Source organism: Nostoc cf. edaphicum LEGE 07299, from assembly GCF_015207245.1.
GTDB classification, from domain to species: domain Bacteria; phylum Cyanobacteriota; class Cyanobacteriia; order Cyanobacteriales; family Nostocaceae; genus Nostoc; species Nostoc edaphicum_B.
In genome coordinates, this window is the sequence record NZ_JADEXF010000975.1 from 1 (window position 1) to 2,665 (window position 2,665).

At 38.9% G+C, this 2,665-nt stretch carries 2 protein-coding genes; both read right to left on the reverse strand.

The window, feature by feature from the left end:
- Positions 1 to 148: 148 nt before the first annotated feature.
- Complete coding sequence (locus IQ229_RS23340; protein WP_228013680.1) at positions 149 to 805, reverse strand: DUF928 domain-containing protein; 657 nt, start codon at positions 803 to 805, stop codon at positions 149 to 151.
- Between the two features lie 154 nt (positions 806 to 959).
- Positions 960 to 2,665: sensor histidine kinase (locus IQ229_RS23345; protein ID WP_194047847.1), on the reverse strand; the 1,706-nt coding region annotated here is incomplete at its 5' end.

Below are 2,665 nucleotides of genomic sequence, written 5' to 3' on the forward strand. Positions count from 1 at the left end.
ATGTGTATCAGAGACAACCCTAACCCTCCCCGTATGTATTGGGGAGGGAACTAGATTTCTTGTTTCCCCCCTTTATAAGGGGGGATTAAGGGGGGTAAATTCAGGGTTTGGAGTGAGGTCAGAGTGTGTTGCATCAAAATGAAAACTGCTATATTCTTTCGCTGCCAATTTTCTGGAGGTATTCAATTCGTCGCTGAATATTTTTTTGATCTACGTCATCACCGATCAGTATTTCGGACTGTGCCAGTTCTTTAACTAAAGTTGCCCCAGTTTGCCCCAGTTTACCATTACCAGTTGCTTTTAATGCTTCTTCCAGGGCTTCATACCACAGTTCATTTTCAGAATAATAATTTATGCTTTCTGGAATCCTCGTAAATCGATTTTTAGCAAGTGATTGAGGATTGATAACGGTAAATTCTGCACGTCTAATAATCGTGTCGTTTTTGCAGTCAATTGCAATTTGCCATAAATATGTTTTACCAACTGTGAGTTCGGGGTAATCGAGGGGAAGTTTTAGTTTGTTAATCCCGACTGTTGTGGGTATTTCTTTAACTTGCCCAATTTTTTTAACGGTGTTGGGTGAATCAAATTCATACAGTTGGAATCGCGCATTTTGAGAACTTGACATATACCAAGCTAACATTGGACGTGTGGAAGTGGTTTTACCGATAAATGTCTGAGGTGCAAGCTGCATCAGCGGGATACCGCTAGTTGAACATCCACGTGAACCACCTGCACGGGTATTTCCGCTGGCTGGTTTGCGATCGCGTGGTTTAAACTGAGCAAATGCCGGGACTGCGGTCATAAGAAAAACTACTCCTATAACCAAGCTTGTAAGTCTGCGCTTATTTTCCCAAAATACGAAATGTTGATGACTCATGGTAAATGCTGCTGATTGTATGGTTATCTAAAACTTTTTAAGAATTGAGAATTCTGGCGGCTAATGCCTTTATTCTTTCTTAAAATTCCTTTGTAGGTTTCCAACGAAGTTCACATATAGTCCCACGTGGAGAAAGCGATTCACGGCGAAACTCTCCTCCTAATTGTTTAGCAAGCATTTTAAAATATTTTGTGCCTTTATTCTCTAGTTTTGATTTAATACCTGAACCGTTATCTTTCACAGATAAATTGTATTTATTTGCACTATAAACACCCGATGCTTGAACTCGCTTAACTCCTTGGGCGTGTTTACCAACATTACATAGAGCTTCTTCTAAAAACAGACATATTCCGCGTTTGTGTTCTGTAGTTAAATATTTATCATCAATCGGTTCAAAATTGCGAATTTTAACTTTTAATGTTTTAAAATGTTCAAAATCTTTACGTTCTAATGTACTTGAATAAACTTCATATAATAAATCGTGCAAAGGTCGTTTCAATTCGAGTATTAATCCGCTACCTAAACGCAAACTCTCTTCCGTGGTTAATGCTTCGAGTTTGAGAAAGTCACCAAGTTCTCGAATTTCTCGATCGAGTTTTTCAAATTGCCCAACCAGTTCTTCGTAAGGGATATCTTTAGCACGCAGATGCTTTAATCCATAAGCAAGAGTTTGCAAAGGGCCATTATGAATTACGGTAAATGTGTGTTGAATTGTGTTTTGACGTTCCTTAATTTGCGATCGCAAGAATTTATCATACTGGTAAAACGCACTCCAGCCAAGCCCATTTACAGCTAAGATTAGCAAACCAGGTGCTACAGGAATCCATATACCCCACATCCACAGCATCACATACCCGCAACTAAACAGACCAAATGCCGCTACACTAAGACTAAGTATATTTGTCCAAAAAGATTGAGTAAGCCGTCCGATAGCGATCGCCAGAAAACCCCAAACAAAGATCCATGCGTACTCTTCTATATCTCCCCAACTATGCAACAGTGGGCGATTGTCGATTACATTACTAAGAATTTGACCGATCGCATGAGCGTGATAGTCAATGCCATAAATTTGACCGTTTAATTCTAAGTTTCTTAATGCAGATGTATAAAAAATATCACCAGTACTCGTGTTGCGGTTGCCAACTAATACAATGCGATCGCGCAATAATTCTGCATCTACTTTTCCATTTAAAATGTCGCGTAGCGAGACAACATGAAAAGGCTTGGAAGTATTGCGAAAATTCATTAAAATTGACAATCCGCCATCATCAACATTAACGTATCCGCCAAAATTACGGGTGATTCGGGGTAATTCAATCCCCCGAAATCTCATTGTATTCGGGTCATTTTTTCCTGTTTCCAATTCAATTCCTTTCGCTTGGAAGTACTTAATAACTAACCGCATCGCTAAAGAATATTTATCTTCGTTGATATTGTTAGGATTATTAGGGTTGGCTGTAAATAACAAATAGCGTCGATTTTTGCTATCATTATCAATAGGTAAATCGACAAAACCAACTCGTTCAGGTGGCAAATTCTGGGGTGGAGAAGTTTCTCCGGGTGGTAATATTTTTTGAATCCCGATAATATTATTATTCTGCTGCAACACCTGCGCAAGTTCTTTACCACCAGGTTCAACAGGAACATTTTTGAAGATATCCAGCCCAATAGCTAACGGTTTATAAGTTTCCAGTTTGCTGAGTAACTCTGCAATCTTCTCATCTGGAATCGGATATTGTTTAATCCATTCAATATCTTTTTCATCAGTACCCACAATTACTACAC